The organism is Wolbachia endosymbiont (group A) of Philonthus cognatus (assembly GCF_947251755.1).
GTDB classification, from domain to species: Bacteria; Pseudomonadota; Alphaproteobacteria; order Rickettsiales; family Anaplasmataceae; genus Wolbachia; species Wolbachia pipientis.
In genome coordinates this window covers 44,893-60,365 of the sequence record NZ_OX366388.1, presented here as the reverse complement: position 1 = coordinate 60,365, position 15,473 = coordinate 44,893, and the positions used below count along the sequence as shown (strand labels likewise).

The 15,473-nt window shown below is 36.5% G+C and carries 12 protein-coding genes and 3 pseudogenes; 7 read left to right on the top strand and 8 right to left on the bottom strand.

The genetic code is table 11. From position 1 onward, the window contains the following. Positions 1–262 precede the first annotated feature (262 nt). Positions 263–1,084 (top strand): annotated as a pseudogene (locus OPR21_RS00325) (IS5 family transposase). 911 nt (positions 1,085–1,995) lie between these two features. After that, the gene (gene radA / locus OPR21_RS00320; protein ID WP_236514360.1) at positions 1,996–3,339 is read left to right on the top strand and encodes a DNA repair protein RadA; all 1,344 of its coding nucleotides are present in this window, start codon (positions 1,996–1,998) and stop codon (positions 3,337–3,339) included. On the opposite strand, the gene ftsY is transcribed toward radA, so the two are convergent. After that, complete coding sequence (gene ftsY, locus OPR21_RS00315; RefSeq protein WP_006279965.1) at positions 3,326–4,237, bottom strand: signal recognition particle-docking protein FtsY; 912 nt, start codon at positions 4,235–4,237, stop codon at positions 3,326–3,328. The genes radA and ftsY overlap by 14 nt on opposite strands. 178 nt (positions 4,238–4,415) lie before the next feature. On the opposite strand from ftsY, the gene iscU reads away from it, so the two are divergent. Genes iscU through hscA form a run of 4 tightly spaced genes read left to right on the top strand, consistent with a single transcriptional unit; the run spans position 4,416 to position 7,402 of the window. After that, complete coding sequence (iscU, locus tag OPR21_RS00310) at positions 4,416–4,799, top strand: Fe-S cluster assembly scaffold IscU (RefSeq protein WP_151808025.1); 384 nt, start codon at positions 4,416–4,418, stop codon at positions 4,797–4,799. 12 nt (positions 4,800–4,811) lie between these two features. Further along, a complete protein-coding gene (locus tag OPR21_RS00305; RefSeq protein WP_007548854.1) occupies positions 4,812–5,225 on the top strand; it encodes a HesB/IscA family protein in 414 nt (137 codons plus the stop codon). Then, a complete protein-coding gene (locus OPR21_RS00300) occupies positions 5,218–5,676 on the top strand; it encodes an iron-sulfur cluster co-chaperone HscB C-terminal domain-containing protein (RefSeq protein ID WP_319803697.1) in 459 nt (152 codons plus the stop codon). The genes OPR21_RS00305 and OPR21_RS00300 overlap by 8 nt, the downstream gene beginning before the upstream one ends. Then, positions 5,654–7,402 carry a Fe-S protein assembly chaperone HscA gene (gene hscA / locus OPR21_RS00295; protein WP_265029976.1) on the top strand — a complete coding sequence of 583 codons (1,749 nt, stop codon included), beginning with the start codon at positions 5,654–5,656 and terminating at the stop codon, positions 7,400–7,402. Before OPR21_RS00300 ends, hscA begins: the two co-directional genes overlap by 23 nt. A 32-nt stretch (positions 7,403–7,434) precedes the next feature. Here the strand turns inward: hscA and tnpC are convergent, their stop codons facing one another. The 5 genes from tnpC to OPR21_RS00270 form a co-directional block, all read right to left on the bottom strand. Next, positions 7,435–8,778 carry an IS66 family transposase gene (gene tnpC, locus OPR21_RS00290; RefSeq protein ID WP_265022247.1) on the bottom strand — a complete coding sequence of 448 codons (1,344 nt, stop codon included), beginning with the start codon at positions 8,776–8,778 and terminating at the stop codon, positions 7,435–7,437. Positions 8,779–8,955: 177 nt separating this feature from the next. Further along, positions 8,956–9,702 carry a signal peptidase I gene (gene lepB / locus OPR21_RS00285; RefSeq protein WP_010962911.1) on the bottom strand — a complete coding sequence of 249 codons (747 nt, stop codon included), beginning with the start codon at positions 9,700–9,702 and terminating at the stop codon, positions 8,956–8,958. A gap of 763 nt (positions 9,703–10,465) precedes the next feature. After that, positions 10,466–10,597: a hypothetical protein gene (locus OPR21_RS00280; protein WP_255317428.1), complete on the bottom strand. Its 132-nt coding sequence runs from the start codon at positions 10,595–10,597 to the stop codon at positions 10,466–10,468. A 45-nt stretch (positions 10,598–10,642) separates the two neighbouring features. Then, positions 10,643–11,530 (bottom strand): aspartate carbamoyltransferase catalytic subunit, encoded by an 888-nt coding sequence (locus OPR21_RS00275; RefSeq protein ID WP_006280416.1) that lies wholly within the window; start codon positions 11,528–11,530, stop codon positions 10,643–10,645. A gap of 203 nt (positions 11,531–11,733) precedes the next feature. Further along, positions 11,734–12,759, bottom strand: coding sequence for a Fe(3+) ABC transporter substrate-binding protein (locus OPR21_RS00270; protein ID WP_010082338.1), 1,026 nt, complete (start codon positions 12,757–12,759; stop codon positions 11,734–11,736). 454 nt (positions 12,760–13,213) lie between these two features. Here OPR21_RS00270 and OPR21_RS00265 point away from each other — a divergent pair. Then, positions 13,214–13,803, top strand: a pseudogene (locus OPR21_RS00265) (DUF6444 domain-containing protein); the annotation flags it as partial. A 16-nt stretch (positions 13,804–13,819) separates the two neighbouring features. Here the strand turns inward: OPR21_RS00265 and OPR21_RS00260 are convergent. Further along, positions 13,820–14,641, bottom strand: a pseudogene (locus OPR21_RS00260) (IS5 family transposase). Positions 14,642–14,734: 93 nt separating this feature from the next. After that, on the bottom strand, positions 14,735–15,472 hold the full coding sequence (locus tag OPR21_RS00255) for a putative folate metabolism gamma-glutamate ligase (protein ID WP_077188310.1): 738 nt from the start codon (positions 15,470–15,472) through the stop codon (positions 14,735–14,737). Position 15,473: the final 1 nt, after the last annotated feature.

Sequence of the window (15,473 nt, the reverse complement as noted above, 5' to 3'; positions counted from 1 at the left end):
GCATTGAAATTCTTGAATTTTAGCCAGATTAGTGAGTGGTAGTGAAATTTCTTTTACTCAAATTTAGGTATTCACTGACCGTTCTTGTTATAAATACCAGAATAATAAGCTACTGATATTCCCTATCTTTTTTATCTTTAATCCATCATAGCTAGCGATGCAACAAAGCCCACTGGGATCCAGGAATTTTATTAAGTTGGTAAGAGGTTGTCCACAAACCAAGGAATACGTAGTATATAAAGAAAGAATATTGAGGTAAGAGATGAGGAAAAAATATCCAACAGATTTAAGTAAAAGGGAATGGGCAAGAATAGAAAAACACTTCAGAGTATCGTACAAGAAAGGAGGAAGGCCACCAAAATACAGTAAGTGTGAGATAGTAAATGCAATTCTTTATATACTGCGCACAGGATGTCAATGGCGCTATTTACCACACGATTTTCCGCCGTGGAAGGCTGTGCATGAACAGTTTAGAAGATGGAAAAAGCAGGGAATTTTTGAGAAAATGAACTATGATATCACTAAATATAGTAGGTCAAAAATGGGAAGCCGAGCGCATGCATAGTGGACAGTCAATCGGTAAAACCACGGAAAAAGGGGGGGCAAAGGTTATGATGGTGCGAAAAAGGTAAAGGGGAGAAAAAGACATATAATCACAGATACTCAAGGATTTGTGCTTGGTTGCTATGTAGGAGCTGCAAGCGAAAATGACAGAGATGGGGTGAAGATGGCATTGGACAATATGAAGGAAAAATACAGCAATATTAAGAAAATGTGGGCTGATATGGGATACCAAGGAAAAGATTTAAAGGATTACGTAAAGAGAGAATATGGGATAGATATTGAAATTGTCAAAAGGCCTCCATGTAGGTTTTGGGTGCATAAAGATACACCACTAGAACTATTGCCACAACGGGATCCTGGATTTTCAGTACAGCCGAGAAGGTGGGTGGTAGAGAGGACTTTTGCTTGGATCAATAGAAATAGAAGGCTATCAAAGGAGTACGATTTACTTACAACATCTACTGAAAGTTTCATATATCTGGCTATGAGTAAAGTTATGTTAAGTAGGGAATATGCTTGATTTACTGGTTTGTGGACAACCTCTTACATAACCATATAACATTGGGAATAGAAACAAAAAACTTGCTTGACACCCTTCGCCAGCACCCTTATCATAAAACTGAAGCTATTGTATTTGCTTTCGCCAATCTGCAGATTAAAAGGTAAGGATTACTTAATGTATCGGCGTCTTATGTTTAATTTTTTGCAGTACATAGATACTGTATGTCTTTACAAAACTTCATCTACATCTAGATTTTTATCTAAATAAGCTGAACGCGCTTATAAAGCGTTACAAGACATCAAAAAATGCCAATACTCGACAGAGATAGTAAAAGACTAGCTAACTCGGGGATTCTTTGTCTTTTTTTCTGCTTAGTAAACTTCTTAAACATTTGCAGCGTAAGTTAGTTGCAATTAAAAGCAGCTTAATCTTGCTTGTCAAGCGTTTAAAACATAAAAAACGCCAATATTTTAAAGCGGATAATAACCCCAGGGCTTCTTTTGCCTTTTTTTTCATTTGGTAAATTTCTTAACGTTTGTAGCTAAACGACAACCGTCATCCCGCTACGTGTTAGCGGCTAAGAGATACCGCGGCGGTATGACGGTTTGCGGCGGCATGACCTCGTCATTCCCCTACGTGTTAGCGGGATCTAGAGATACCGTGACGGTATGACGGTTCGCGCGGTGGCATGACCTCGTCATCCCGCTACTTGTTAGCGGGATCTAGAGATACCGCGAATGAATCGCGGTATGACGGTTCGCGGCGGCGTGACGATAAGCTCGTCATCCCGCTACTTGTTAGCGGGATCTAGAGATACCGCGAATGAATCGCGGTATGACATAGGGAACCCTTTCTTGGGTTAGCTATAGATTTACTTCGCATATTCAGCTAATTTTTATTACAATTACAACAAAATAATTTTGGCTTTGATGAAAACTGTATATGTATGTCAATCCTGTGGTCACAGCACTGGCAGGTGGGTAGGGAAGTGTATTGCATGTGACAATTGGGATACAGTTGTTGAGGAAATAGCAGTAAAAACGGGCAAAAGAAGTATATCTGCGCCAATTTTAATAAAGACGTTATCGGGTAGCGAAATTATCACTCCAAGTCGTTTTTTAACAGGAATAGAAGAATTAGATAGAGTTTTTGGTGGAGGTATCGTTCAAGGTGCTAGCATTTTAATTGGTGGCGAACCTGGAATTGGGAAATCTACCCTTTTGCTTAGAATTGCAGCTAATGTTGTGCAACTTTCCTCTTTTGAATGTCTTTATGTATCCGGCGAGGAATCTTTAGAGCAAGTGAGCCTCAGAGCAAAGCGTCTTAAGATAAATGAACCTAAAATTAAGCTTTTGTCTACAGTGTCTTTAACTGATGTAGTAGCAACAATAAAGGAAAACAAAAGTATTAAATTCTTAGTAATTGACTCTATACAAACAATGTATGATAGCAGAATTATATCAGCACCAGGAACTGTAACTCAGGTCCGCACTTGCGCACATGAATTAACCATTCTTGCGAAACAATATGGTATTTCCCTCTTAATAGTTGGCCATATAACTAAGGATGGACAAATAGCTGGACCTAAAACTTTGGAGCATATGGTGGATACGGTATTATATTTTGAAGGTGAAAATAGCAATCAATACCGCATTTTGCGTACTATTAAGAATAGATTTGGCCCTGCAAATGAAATTGGTGTTTTTGAGATGTCTGAAGCAGGACTTGTGCCTGTTGATAACCCATCATCATTGTTTCTGATGGCCCATGACAGAGAAGTAGTTGGCAGCGCCGTATTTGCAGGAATTGAAGGTTCAAGACCAATTTTAATGGAAGTGCAAGCATTAATAGCAGGGACTAATATGGCAACCCCAAGAAGGGCAGTAGTTGGGTGGGATATTAATCGATTGGCTATGATCATTGCGGTGCTAAATGCTCGTTGCAAAATGTTTTTGCATGATAAAGAGGTATACCTAAACATTGCAGGGGGACTCAAAATACAGGAACCATCGGCTGATCTTGCTGTTGCTGCTTCCCTTATTTCAAGTGTAGTAAATTTACCGCTGCCAACTTCTTCAATAATCTGCGGTGAAGTTGCACTTTCAGGAGAAATTAGGAACATCTCGCATGCTGATCTCAGACTAAAAGAAGCACAAAAGTTAGGATTCAAAAAAGCAATTATGCCTAAAAATGGCAATTATTCTTCTCATGATATTGAAATAATCAAGCTTGGTCACGTAAGGGAATTAAGAGAAGTCTTTAATTACAATTAAATAACGCTTCAGCAAATTCTTTACTAGTAAACTCCCTTAAGTCCTCTATATTTTCGCCAATTCCTATAGCATGTAACTTTATCTTATAAGCTTCTGCAAGTCCAATTACCACTCCGCCCTTAGCAGTGCCATCTAACTTTGTTACGATTAGCCCGGTAACATTAACCATTTTGCTAAATGCTTCTAATTGGCTATAAGCATTTTGGCCGGTAGTTGCATCAAGAACTAAAATAACGTCATGAGGGGCAGTATCATCCAATTTCTTTATCGTTCTATATATTTTTGATAACTCCTCCATAAGGTTCACATTATTTTGCAGCCTTCCTGCTGTGTCAATTAGAACAACATCAACGTTGTCTTTTATAGCTTGACTTACAGCTCTATATGCCACACTTGCAGAGTCGCTACCGTACTCTCCAGTAACAATCAAGCAATCAGAACGTTCTGCCCAAATGTTTAATTGCTCACTAGCAGCAGCTCTAAATGTGTCGCATGCAACAAGCATAACGGATTTTCCCATTTCCTTATATTTATATGCAAGCTTACCTATAGTTGTGGTTTTACCATTACCGTTTACTCCGCATACCATTATTATATGTGGTTTTTTGTTCAAAATTAACGGTTGCACAACTGGGCTCAATATAGCTTCTATTTCGTTCATTAACTGCTGCGAGATAATATTATACTCAACTTCCTTGTCAAACTTGATGCTTGTGAGCCTGTCAATAATCAACTTGGAAGTTTTATGACCAATATCCATGCTAATTAGCAATTCTTCTAGCTCATCTAAAAGCGACTGATCTAATTTTTTTTTGTTAGAGAAAATACTTTTTACTCCGTTGCTAAAGCGAGAAGAAGTTTTTAACAAGCCTTTATAAAGGTTACCAAATAAACTCAAGAGAATACTCCTTTTTAATTACAATATAGAGAATGACATGCACTACATGTATTTGTAAAGTAAATACACTCGTAACCCATATATTTTGTGAGTAAAATATACTGTTTGCTAGTGTATTTTACTTTAGTTTTTAACCTAAATATGTTATAATGTAGAATAGCGGTTCACAGGTAATTTTATGAGTTATAATGAGAAAATTTTAGATCATTACGAAAATCCAAGGAATGTTGGCTCTCTGGATAAAAATGATCCAAGTGTTGGCACTGGTCTAGTTGGTGCACCATCGTGCGGTGATGTAATGAAATTGCAGATAAAGGTCAATGACAAAGGTGTTATTGAAGATGCAAAATTTAAAACTTTTGGTTGTGGTTCTGCCATTGCTTCAAGTTCCTTGTTAACAGAGATGATAAAGGGAAGAACCATCAGTGACGTTACACAGATAAAGAATACTCAAATAGTGGAAGAGTTGTCTTTACCTCCAGTGAAGATACACTGTTCGGTACTTGCTGAAGATGCTATAAAGGCTGCTATTCATGACTATCAAAGTAAACAAAAGAATTAAGAAGCTACGAACATGGGTGAATATCAAGAAGTAGGCGGAGGTGAAACTGTAAAAAAGAATAAAAAACTTATCACTATAACTGCGGAAGCAGTAGAAAGGATAAGGTATTTATTGGACCAAAAGAAGCATACTAACCTTGAGAAACCGGAAGAAGCAATAGGAATAAGAGTGCTAATTAAGCAAAAAGGATGTTCTGGTTTAAAATATGACATTGAATATGCATATGATACTCGTCCTTTAGAGTCGATAATTGAGGAAAACTGTAGTGATGGCCAAAAAGTTAAAGTGTTGATCGACCCAAAATCCGTCATGTTTATTCTTGGCTCTGAAATGGATTATGTAGAAGAAAAATTTTCATCGGGTTTTGTTTTCAAAAATCCTAATGAGAAAGGAAAATGTGGTTGTGGAGAGAGTTTTCATGTCTAGCAACTATTTTGCATTGTTTGAAATTGAACCAGCTTTCAATATCAGCTTTGATGAGTTAGAGAAAAAATATATTGAGCTAAGCAGGACTGATATAAATGAAAGACAGTCCCAAAACATGGAAAATATTAACAGAGCTTATCAGATACTAAAGTCACCGCTAAAACGTGCTGAGCATTTGCTGGATTTTTTTAATGTGAAAAGCCAAAAGGACTACTTAAATTCTGAAATATTAAGTGAATCAATGGAAATAAGAGAGTACTTACTAGACTGCGACGATCTACAATTTGCAAGCAGGATGATTGATGAAAAAATAAAAGGTTGCATTAAAAACCTAATTAACACTTTTGCTGTAAAGAATTTTGATGGAGCTGCTACACAAGTCTTAAGATTGAAATATTTATATAAGTCATTTGAGGAGGTGAAAAAGAATGCAACCAATTCAAATTTCTGAACCAAATTCAAGTGAAGTAGTTTTTGGTATAGACCTTGGCACCACCAATTCTTTGATTGCTATGGTGAATAAAGCTGGCAATGTGGAGATATTTAAAGATAAACAGGGAAGAGAGCTACTGCCTTCTGTTATTTCGTATGAAAATAATACATTGAAAACTGGCTGTGACGTCGGTCAAAATGCAATCTACTCAATAAAGCGTTTAATGGGTAAAAGTGTTGAAGAATTAAATAAAGAAGGCGTCAATTTTGAAATAGATCATGAAAGCGAAAAAGTTATTAGAATAAAATGCGCAGAGGAAAAGTATCTTACTCCTATTGAGATTTCTGCTGAGATATTAAAAGCTTTATGTGAGAGGGTAAAAAAGTCTAAGGGACTGGAAGTAAAAAAAGCAGTGATTACTGTGCCAGCTTACTTTGACGATTCAGCACGTAACGCAACTAAATATGCGGCAAAATTAGCTGGAATAGAAGTTCTTCGCCTCGTTAACGAGCCAACCGCTGCAGCGCTTTCTTACTCCATTGAAAAGAACAATAGCAGTGGAATATATGCAGTGTATGACCTTGGTGGTGGAACATTTGATATTTCGATATTGAAATTGCATCAAGGAGTGTTTCAAGTTCTTGCAGTTGGTGGTGACACCAAACTCGGCGGTGATGATTTTGATCATTTGCTGAGTTCAATTGTGATTGATAAGTATAGAGAAAAGACGGCTAAGCAACTAAATTCCTTACTTATCGAATCACGCTCTGTGAAAGAGTACCTAAGCAATCACACTATAGGTATCTTTGAATTTAATGTTAACGGCAAGCCATTTGAGTGCGAAATTACCAGAGAAGAATTCGAGCAGGCAATCAGTTCTTTGGTCAATAAGACTATCAATATAGTCACTCGTACTATAAGCGATATAGATCTTAAAATTGACGATATAAAAGGAGTAATTTTAGTTGGTGGTGCAACTAGAACACCATTGGTTCAAAATTCACTAGTCAAACTCTTTGGAAATAAAGTACTAAATGACGTGGATCCAGATAAAGCAGTTGCCATTGGGGCAGCTCTGCAGGCTCATGATTTAACTTCGAGCTCAAAAGATAGGAATATTCTCCTGGATGTTCTACCTTTATCACTTGGCATAGAAACTATGGGAGGCATAGTTGAAAAAATCATACCAAGAAATACGCCACTACCAGTTTCAGAGATAAAAGAGTTTACAACTTATGTTGATAGGCAAACAGCAATGAAAATTCACGTTTGTCAGGGAGAACGTGAAATGATAGAGGATAACAAATCTCTAGCGCAGTTTGAACTAAAAGGTATACCGCCACTGCCTGCAGGTTCTGCAAGAGTTGAAATAGAATTCATAGTTAACGTTGACGGAATCTTGACTGTTACTGCAAGAGAAAAAACTACTGGAATCGAGCAGACAGTTGAAGTAAATTCAAGTTTTGGCTTGAGTGAAGCTGATGTTCAAAATATGGTTAACCAGTCAATAAACAGCTTTGATGAAGATATGAAGGCTCGTTCCCTTGCAGGTGCTAAAATTAATGGAAATAAACTCATACACTTGGTTGAAAACAATAATAACTTTTCCACTGATCAAAAGTTGAAAAACCTATTACAAAATGCAAAAAAAGCTTTACAAGGCAATGACTTGAATGAAATTAACAACACTATCGCCGAGTTAGAAAATTCTTCTTTAGAGTTGTGTGAATTAACAAATAGGTAGAAAAAGCGTAACCGTTCACGGAATATTCCCAATTAGGCAGGAATAGCGACTAAATTCTGTAGTTTCTGGACAGGATTCTGATCATTCAAACGTGCAGTCAAAAATATCGAAAGCATTCTTTCAATGAACTTTTCTCCACGTTCTGACCAAGTGAAAAAACTATTTTTACGATAAATGACGTACCGTCTAGCCTGACGTTCTGCAAGGTTATTGGTTGTCTCGATCAGATCAGGATTGCGCACGAATCTCCACATCATATCTTCAGAACGTAGTATATTGGCAGCCATTCTCGAGGCCTGAGTTCCTTTTGCAACCCTTGTTATCTCTCGCAAAAAATGTTTCACCCTTTTTCGAATCTTCCTCATTAACCGGAAAAATCTTAAATTGTCTATCAGGTTTTGTTTACGTGCTCTATCTACCACAAATACCCTGTTGCTCAGCGATTTTAATGCTGCGCCAATTCTGCTCACTTCAACATTTTTACTGTAAAAAAACCTTTCAAAGTCCCTTGCTAAATGGGCCCAGCATATCTGTCTGTTTTCACGATTAAAGTAATTATACGCAGCATACCTATCGCTTATAACTATTCCATCATACTCTGGCAATAGCCCTTTTAATATCTTCTTTCCGCGAGATCCAACTAACTTCATAAGTGTTGCTGTTTTATTCGTTACTACCCAACTCCAACCTTTCTTTCCCTGGTTCCTATGGCTTGTTTCATCTATATGTAAATACTTGCTTTTCCGTAGCTCTTCTCTTATTTTTTCGTATTCAGATATACATTTTTCTGATACTCTACCCTCGGTCTTTGAAACCAAACCTAGGCTTATATTCAGATTAAATATGCTGCTCAAAATTTGCTGTACTTCCCTTTTTGAATTGATAAAAAATCCACTAAAACTGCTAATTACTGCTTTTGCATTAGCTCCTAAAAGATCCCTTGTCACACCTTCAGGCAGACTAGCTGAGATCCTTTTCTTACACGCCTTACAGTAGCCTTTTTGTAGCCTATATTCAGTCACTATCGGTTTAATTTTTGGCAATTCAACCTTTTGATGCACAGTTTCTTCTTCTAAAATAACTTGGCTTCCACACATGCAAATTGTATCAATTGAACATTTTACCACCTCATCTGCTACCATCAATTCCCGCTTGTGCGCTTCATGTCCTGGCTGCCCGCCTGGTTTTTTATCGCTCTTCTTTTTTGTCTTTTTGCGATATACATCTTGCGATGGTGGCAGCGATGAATTTTTTGAATTTAAACCCAGCTTATCCTCTAGCTCAATTATTTTTGTCCTTAACTTATCATTCTCTGCTTTCAGAGTACCAACTTCTGACTCCAATACCACAATCTTTTCTTGTAGCACCTCTATCATCAACCCCTCATCTATCTAGTTTATTGTTTTTTATACTAATTATGCAATTTTTGTAAACTACTTTCTTATACCGTGAATGGACAAAGTTGATAAGCCTAAACGCCATCATGTCTTTAGGAGAGTCTGCTAATGAAGGCTCTTAAGTTGACGCCATTGCGTGAACGGTTACGAAAAAGCTTACACAACCTTGTGCAATACCCTATTTAATCTCAAAGCAACAGGTAATCTGAAATTAAATGGTAACCAATCGACCTTTCCCAATTTAAACGATAAACCAACTATGCTTACACGCCCAATGATATTTTCCATTGGTACAAAACCAACTTCAGGAAACCTACTATCTAAAGAATTATTTCTATTGTCTCCCATAACAAAAAATTGATCGTTAGGTACATAATAAACCGGAGTATTATATGATAGCTTATTAGAAATGTCATCTACCAAAATCTCATGTTCCTTGCCACTTAAAAGCGTTTCTATATATCTTGGTATGTTACGATTTGACTCATAATCAAAAAAACTTTCAATTTGCCTTCGCTCTACTTTCTGATCATTTAGGTATAATTCTCCCTCTATCATTTGCACTTTGTCACCTGGTGTTCCTATTACTCGCTTAACAAACCTGATGCTGTCATTTCTTGTGGGTTTGAAAACTACTATGTCGCCACGCTTTGGAGGGGTGTAAAAAATCCTGCCGCTAAAAATGTTTGGAGAAAATGGAAAGGAGTGTTTACTGTAACCGTATGAATATTTACTAGTAAAAATGTAATCCCCTTCAAGTAGGGTGCTTTTCATTGAACCAGAAGGTATATGAAATGGCTCGAATAAAAAACTACGTATTGATAGCGCAATCAACAGTAAAAAAAACAATGAAGATAAAAATCTTCCCGTTCTTATCACCCAGTTTTTGCTTAGTTCTTCCAACTTTGTTTTTCTTATAAATTAAGCTTATTATAATACATAAATTAAAAAATGGTAATATGAAATTTTACTTGTGAATGTTATTCCTCTATTCAAAACAATTTTGAAAAGGCGGTTCATTTCTTTCAACGGTGTCATCCAAGTAGCGTGACACATAACTGTACGAACATTGCAATTTGCAGGTGGCAGATGAAAGTAGCTGATGCACATCTGTACGAACATTTGCTTTTGTTAAGGTAATATGGTGTTATGAAAGTAGCTGACACTGGAATGGCTTTGTTGCATCGCTACTTATGAAAGGCTAACTATAGTTAGGATTATAAGCAACCTATTGAAAATCTTGTTTTTTTGCAATCAATCTGATCAAATTTAAGAATAGTAATTTGTTATTTATATTAATAAATTTAATTCTATTGAAAATAGCTAAAGCATTGAAATTCTTGAATTTTAGCCGGATTGGTAAATGGTAGTGAAATTTCTTTTACTCAAATTTAGGTATTCATTGACCGTTCTTGTTATAAATACCAGAATAATAAGCTACTGATATTCCCTATCTTTTTTATCTTTAATCCATCATAGCTAGCGATGCAACAAAGCCCACTGGAATCCAGGTTGTAACCGTTCACGGATTGTGAGAATGAATAAAGAACTAAGCAGTCGTAACTTTTGGAAGGGATTTTGGCCATTGAGACGTGATGTCAAAAATATCGACAACATTCTTTCCACAAATCTTTCTCCATGTTCCGACCAGGTGAAAAAGCTGTTTTTACGATAGCCGTCTAATTTGCCGTTCTGCAAGGTTGTTGATTGACTTCAGGCTTTCGTAAAAACTTCCACACCATATCCTCGGCCTTAACATCTTAATGGCCATTCTCAAACCATTTACAAGCCTTGTCATTTCATGCCCCCCCTTTTTGCATTAGTTGTGTAGCATCTTTTAATATTAGCAAGGCCTATAATAGTGCAACACTGCCTTACGTATTGCCAATCCAAATTCTACTTGCTGTAAAATAACACAATCTGCTACATCGCTGCTAATCTCAATCCCTCTGTTTATTGGCCCTGGGTGCATAACAATCGCATCTGGTTTTGCGTATGATAGCTTTTGTGAATCAAGTCCATACAAATAAAAATATTCTTTCTCTGAAGAACTATTATTCATGCGCTCTTTCTGCAATCTCAAAAGCATAATTACGTCAGCATCCTTTATACCTTCAATTAATGAATAATGGACTGAATCTACTTCAGGAAAATGCTTACAAATCAAAGTTGGTGGTGCGACCAAGTTTATCTCTGCTCCAAACATTTTTAGCAATCTTATATTTGATCTTGCAACTCTACTGTGCAGAATATCTCCACATATCACAACTTTGAGGTCCTTTATTTGCTTTTTGTGATTGCTGATTACAAGATAGTCTGCAAGAGCTTGAGTTGGATGTTCACTACTTCCATCGCCTGCATTGATTAGCGAGCAGTTAACATACTTTGCCAGTGTATTAATGATACCACTACTTTTATGCCTGATTATTATGTAATCAGGATTCATTGCATTTAATGTTTTGATCATGTCTTTTAGATCTTCTCCCTTGTTAATAGAAGAAGATCTTATTGGCAAAGTTACAACATTTGCTCCAAGGCTTTTTGCTGCTATTTCAAAAGACGCAAGTGTACGCGTTGAATCTTCAAAGAATAAATTTATTACTGTCTTATTTTCCAAGATATGACTATTTGCAACTTCTTTTTTAAGGTACTGGTTGGCCAACTTAGTTATATTTTCTACATCATCGACTGTAAGGTCTGAGATGTTTAACAAATTCCTTCTCTTGTTCATAGTTTCCTTTTCAACTACTTGAACCTATTCTACTTTCTTATTACCTTTTTTCAATAGACTTCTTGTGCAGCAATTGTTTTGGTGAAAGAACGGAAAAAGATAGTAAAGTCAAAATTAAGTTAGAAGGAAGAAAAAGTTCAGCGAGTCAAGAGTAAGGTATATTAGCATAAATCTTTCATCCCAATGTTTAGTGGCGCTGGGGATTACTTCCACTTACACTCATCCGCTATCATAACAGCCTCAAAAAGATGCTTCTCAAGTTCACTTAGAGGCAAATCACTTTGTGAATAATTTCCCCAAGATTTTAGTATATCGGAAGTTTCAACGCCTTCAATAATAGGATATTCTTGGTTTTTTTTAGCGTATAACTCTTGAGCCTGCTTGCTTACTAAAAATTCCAATAAGACTATAGCATTTTCCCTGTTTTTTGCGTTTTTTGTTACTGCTGCACCACTGATGTTTACCATTACACCGTGATCGTTGCGATTAGGAAAAAAAGCCCCTAGCTTGTCTGCAACATTCTTTTTATTTTCTGATGAAAGAATTCTCGCAAAGTAGTAGCTGTTTACTATTGCAACATCTCCCTCACCCGCTGCTACGGCGTAAATTTGATCAGTATCACCACCACTTGGTTTTCTTGCCATATTGCTCACAATTCCGCTTACCCATTCTTTCGTCTTTTCAAAACCATTATTTGCAATCATAAAAGCAATTAACGATCTGTTATATGGACTTGTAGAAGAACGCACTAATATTTTTCCTTTCCATTTTTCATTTGCTAAATCTTCATAAGTACTTAAGTCCTTAGGGTCTACTGACTCTTTATTGTAAACCAATATCCTAGCTCTTTTTGTAAGACCAAACCAATAATCTTCACTGTCTCTAAATCTTGCAGGTATAACACTTTTTAAAACCTCTGAATCTACTTGAGATAAAAGTCCTCTTTTTTTTGCTAGAATTAAGTTGATTGCATCAGCAGTCAAAAATAAGTCAGCTTCACCACCGTTTTCCATTCGTGAAAGTAGCTGAGAATAATCATCAATGATGTAACGTACTTTAATACCTGTATTTTTCGTGAATTCATCAAACAAAGTACGTACTAATTCTTCTTTGCGCGATGAATAAACATTTACCACTTGTGAGTCATTAGTTCCGTCGTTTCTGTATAAATAAGTAATAACTATCAATATAATTGCTATTAAGGATGTGAATATAAAGGCTTTTTTCATATTGGATAAAAAATAACTTCTTTCAGTTAAAGTTACCAAGATGGTACAACTTTAGCAAGTGTAAAGTTCGTTAGATAAATCATAAAAACTTCCTTGACAAGCTTCGCCAGCCCCCTTATTATAACACTGAAGCTATTTATTTATCTTCGCAATCTCTGCAGTGGATTAATGACAAAAAACTTAATGTATTTGGCGTAAATCATGCTTAATTTTTTGCACTATGTGCACCTTATGTCTTTATAAAATTTCTAGGTTTTTACCTAATATAAGCTGAAATGCGCTATTTAAAACATTAAAAAACGCCAACTTAAAAAATGGATAGTGAATAACTAGCTACCCTAGGGTTTCTTTTGCCTTTTTTTCTGTTTAGTAAATTGTATCCGTTCAGCGGAGTGGTAGAATAAGGTAGACAAAGTGATCTAAAAAGATAATCATAGAGCAAAAGTGAGGTAATGTGGTAAACCTTTTAGAACTTTGCAAAAATTTACAGCAAAAAATAGAAAAACTGAAAGCAGAGATAGAAAACTTAAAAGCAGAAAATAAAGCTTTAAAGATAGAGAACGCTGAATTAAAGGAAAGGCTCGGTTTAAATTCAAAAAACTCATCCCTGCCCAGCTCAAAAGAGCTATACAAAATAAAAAAGGACAAGCCAAAAAGCGAAAGGAATGTTGGCGATCAGGTTGGGCATAAAGGAAATTTTCATGCCACAATGGAAGCGGATAAAGTAGTAAAAATAGAGTTGCCTAATATTTGCGAATGCGGAGGAGAGCTTGTAATATGCGAAAAACCTTATGTTCACCAAAAAGTTGATCTTCCGGAAATTAGGCCTTATGTAGTAATTGGAACATGGTCGTTGTTGGAGATGCAGAAAAAGAAAAAGTAGCAAGTTACCAGAAGGTGTTACGCCAGATACATTTGGTCCAAGGGTTAAGTCTATAATTGCAGCACTCAGCGGATTTTACAAAAACTCAAAGCGTGAAGTGGCTAGTATCATAAATGACATTTTTAATTTGAACATAAGTGTTGGCAGCATATCAGAGGTTGTCCACAAACCAGTAAATCAAGCATATTCCCTACTTAACATAACTTTACTCATAGCCAGATATATGAAACTTTCAGTAGATGTTGTAAGTAAATCGTACTCCTTTGATAGCCTTCTATTTCTATTGATCCAAGCAAAAGTCCTCTCTACCACCCACCTTCTCGGCTGTACTGAAAATCCAGGATCCCGTTGTGGCAATAGTTCTAGTGGTGTATCTTTATGCACCCAAAACCTACATGGAGGCCTTTTGACAATTTCAATATCTATCCCATATTCTCTCTTTACGTAATCCTTTAAATCTTTTCCTTGGTATCCCATATCAGCCCACATTTTCTTAATATTGCTGTATTTTTCCTTCATATTGTCCAATGCCATCTTCACCCCATCTCTGTCATTTTCGCTTGCAGCTCCTACATAGCAACCAAGCACAAATCCTTGAGTATCTGTGATTATATGTCTTTTTCTCCCCTTTACCTTTTTCGCACCATCATAACCTTTGCCCCCCCTTTTTCCGTGGTTTTACCGATTGACTGTCCACTATGCATGCGCTCGGCTTCCCATTTTTGACCTACTATATTTAGTGATATCATAGTTCATTTTCTCAAAAATTCCCTGCTTTTTCCATCTTCTAAACTGTTCATGCACAGCCTTCCACGGCGGAAAATCGTGTGGTAAATAGCGCCATTGACATCCTGTGCGCAGTATATAAAGAATTGCATTTACTATCTCACACTTACTGTATTTTGGTGGCCTTCCTCCTTTCTTGTACGATACTCTGAAGTGTTTTTCTATTCTTGCCCATTCCCTTTTACTTAAATCTGTTGGATATTTTTTCCTCATCTCTTACCTCAATATTCTTTCTTTATATACTACGTATTCCTTGGTTTGTGGACAACCTCTAAGAAGTCTAATAGCAAATTTTTAAGTTCCTCTTTAACTCTTTAACCAGCGGGCTCGCATGAGGAGAGGAGAGTAAAGGTCCTCTTCCATAGATATCTTCACACTTTTTTCTTCTTCTGTAGTTGGCGGATGAGTAAGAAAGTGAACCTTTGGTGCACCACTAATTATTGCCATCGGTGTTTGCTCTGCCCCTTCTCCCATAACTAAAACAGCAGATGTTGCCAGTGCATCAAGAAGATTGACTTGTGTTACTTGCAGTGGTTGATTATAAAGATCTGGCTTGCCTATATAGGAATAAAGTGGTTCAAATCCACACCAACCAAGAGCAACGCCCGTAACCCCAAGGCGCATAGGTGTTATGTTACTATCTGTAATCAAAATACCAAGATGTTTTATGCAGTGTTTTGTCTTGAGATAGTTCCATATTGATAGAGCTGTTTTCTGAACATCCTTTGGGTATAAAATATACATTTCATTACCATTTGATTCATCAATACCAGCAGATGGAATTAAGATATTGTCTTTGATTGTTAAATAGATGCCGTAAGAATTATGGTCTACATCAACAATTGCATCAGCTTCTCTTTTGATTAGCTCTTCTTTAGAACAAGCAGTTTTGCAAACCACTTGTTTTTGACAAATAGAAATGATTTTTGATGTGATAGCAAGAACAACTTCCTCTCTTAGCAACTCTGAAACATAGCGATCAAGAACCTGCTCTAATACTTCTCCACATTCAATGCGGTGGGTATAAATTGCTTCAACATGCATA